Origin of the sequence: Moritella sp., from assembly GCF_033791185.1 — a bacterium.
GTDB lineage: Bacteria > Pseudomonadota > Gammaproteobacteria > Enterobacterales > Moritellaceae > Moritella.
Genome location: NZ_JASJHF010000313.1, coordinates 1 through 2,912, shown reverse-complemented (window position 1 = coordinate 2,912; position 2,912 = coordinate 1). Strand labels below are relative to the sequence as shown.

Below are 2,912 nucleotides of genomic sequence, written 5' to 3'. Positions count from 1 at the left end.
TCATCTGCTTCATTATGACCATGGCGACGATAACAAACCAGGTCAATCACTACATCACGTTTAAATGTATTACGGAAATCAAGCGCAATTTGTGTCACTAAAATAACCGCTTCAGGATCATCTGCATTCACATGGAAAATAGGTGCCTGTACCATTTTTGCAATATCAGTACAGTAACGCGTAGAACGCATATCTTCAGGATTTGAAGTAGTAAAACCAATTTGGTTATTAATCACAATGCGGACAGTTCCACTCACTTTAAATGCGCGAGCTTGTGACATATTAAATGTTTCTTGTACGACACCTTGTCCAGAGATTGCTGAGTCACCATGAATCGTAATAGGTATAACACTTTCACCAATACTGTTTAGACGTTCTTGACGTGCACGAACTGAACCTAACACTACTGGATTTACAATTTCGAGATGAGAAGGGTTAAAAGCTAACGATAAATGTACATTACCTTTAGGTGTTTTGAAGTCACTACTGAAACCTTGATGGTATTTAACATCACTAGAGCCATCAACAACAGCATGCTTACCTGAGAATTCATCAAAAAGATCAGTTGGCTTTTTACCTAATACATTGATTAGAACATTCAGACGCCCACGATGGGCCATACCAATAACCACCTCTTGTGCATCTTGTTCACCCGCGCGACGAATTAACTCTTTAAGCATAGGAACAAAACTGTCTCCGCCCTCTAAAGAGAAGCGTTTAGCGCCAGGGAATTTAGAGCCTAAGTAGCGCTCTAAACCTTCTGCTGCAGTTAACTCTTCTAGAAAACGATTTTTTGCTTCTTCACTAAATGAAGGTTTACTTTCACAAGATTCAATTCGATTTTGTAACCAGCGTTTTTCACTAGTATTAGTGATATGCATATACTCTGCACCAACCGAGCCACAATAAGTATTTTTTAACGAAACAATGAGATCTTTTAATACCATGGTCTCATTGGATGCCGCATAGGAGCCGACATTAAAACTTGCATCAAGATCTGACCCGGTTAACTCATGATAAAAAGGGTCTAGCTCATTGATAACCTCATGTTTAGATAATCCAAGAGGATCTAGCTGAGCGACTTCATGACCACGGTTGCGATAGGCACTTATTAACTGTAATACTCTTACCTGTTTAGCGTCGTTGTGAACCGCGCCTTCAGGTGGAGTAAAACATTTAGGAGCCTTAGCAGCATGACGCATCTGATCACGAACTGCTGAATGAGGTTCTTCAGGTTGTTCGTTAACTTTAGGCAGGTCGTCAAATACTTTACGCCAATTTGCGTCGACAGATAAGGGATCTTCTAAGTAAGACTCATAAATACCTTCGATATATGTCGCGCTTCCTCCGGAAAAATGCGATGAAGCTAACCATGTTTCCATAACATTAGTTGCCATTAATATTCCTTACTCTCATTATTTATTAGTTATAAATCAGTATATTAAATTGCACGTTGTAATAACATAGATTTAATTTTACCTATTGCTTTGGTCGGGTTTAATCCTTTAGGACAAACACTGACACAATTCATAATGCTATGACAACGGAATACACTAAACGCATCATCTAAATTAGATAAACGTTCTTCCGTTGCAGTATCACGACTGTCAATAAGGAATCGATAAGCTGCAAGTAAGCCAGCTGGTCCGATAAACTTATCAGGGTTCCACCAGAAAGATGGACAAGATGTTGAACAACATGCACACAAGATACATTCGTACAAACCATCTAGATGTTCACGTTGTTCAGGTGATTGCTTATACTCACCTGCTGGAGGATTACGATCATCAGTAATTAGATACGGTTTAATTTTTTCATACTGAGTATAAAACTGAGTCATATCAATAACTAAATCACGTACAACCGGTAAACCTGGTAATGGTCGTAATATTATTTTACCTGTAGACATTACATCTGACATAGGCGTAATGCAGGCTAAGCCATTTTTACCATTAATGTTTAAACCATCAGAGCCACATACGCCCTCACGACAAGAACGACGAAAAGATAAAGACGAGTCTTGCTCTTTTAATAAAATCAGCGCATCCAAAACCATTAAGTCTGAGCCTTCAGGGATATCTAAAGACATATCATGCATATAAGGCGCGTTATCTACATCAGGGTTATAACGATAAACAGAAAATGTAACATTCATAATAATTAACCTTCTTAGTAAACACGTGCGACAGGTGGGAAAGCTGCACGTAGTACAGGTGCCATATTGACATCACGTTTACACATACTTTCTGTTTCTGGTTGATAAATACTGTGACATAACCAGTTCTCATCATCACGATCAGGGAAATCAAAACGACTGTGCGCACCACGACTTTCAGTTCTAAAGTTTGCGGCAACTGCCGTACAGAATGCGGTTTCCATTAAGTTATCAAGCTCTAAACATTCAATACGATTGGTATTAAATTCGCTACTCTTATCGTCTAATTTTGCATTTTTCAAACGTTCACGCAGCACTTTTAATTCAGCAAGACCTTCTGCCATTGCATCACCCTCTCTAAATACAGAGAAGTTGTTTTGCATGCATTGTTGCAAGTCTTTTCTTATTTGATTTGGACACTCTGTGCCGTCACCACTTTCCCAACGGTTGAAACGTGACATAGCCGCATCTATATTTTCCTGCGTCGGCGCTTTAGAGGTATTTTCTGCTGTCAGTACTTTACCTAGGTGTTTCCCTGCTGCTCGACCAAATACAATTAAATCTAACAGTGAATTACCACCTAAACGGTTTGCACCATGAACAGATACACTTGCTATTTCACCTACTGCAAATAAACCTTTTACTTCAATATCTTTACCGTTTTCATCTAGCTTTAACACTTGACCATTAACATTGGTTGGCACGCCGCCCATTTGATAATGACAAGTAGGAATAATTGGAATGGGTTCTTTAACCG

Annotated in this window: 3 protein-coding genes; all 3 read right to left on the bottom strand. The window is 39.0% G+C overall.

The genetic code is table 11. The annotated features are described in order from the left end of the window. The coding region (locus tag QNK26_RS17895) for a thiamine pyrophosphate-dependent enzyme (protein ID WP_319225414.1) at positions 1–1,397 on the bottom strand (1,397 nt) is incomplete at its 3' end. A 44-nt stretch (positions 1,398–1,441) separates the two neighbouring features. Beyond that, a complete protein-coding gene (locus QNK26_RS17890) occupies positions 1,442–2,155 on the bottom strand; it encodes a succinate dehydrogenase iron-sulfur subunit (protein WP_319225413.1) in 714 nt (237 codons plus the stop codon). 14 nt (positions 2,156–2,169) lie between these two features. Then, positions 2,170–2,912: FAD-binding protein (locus QNK26_RS17885; RefSeq protein ID WP_319225411.1), on the bottom strand; the 743-nt coding region annotated here is incomplete at its 5' end.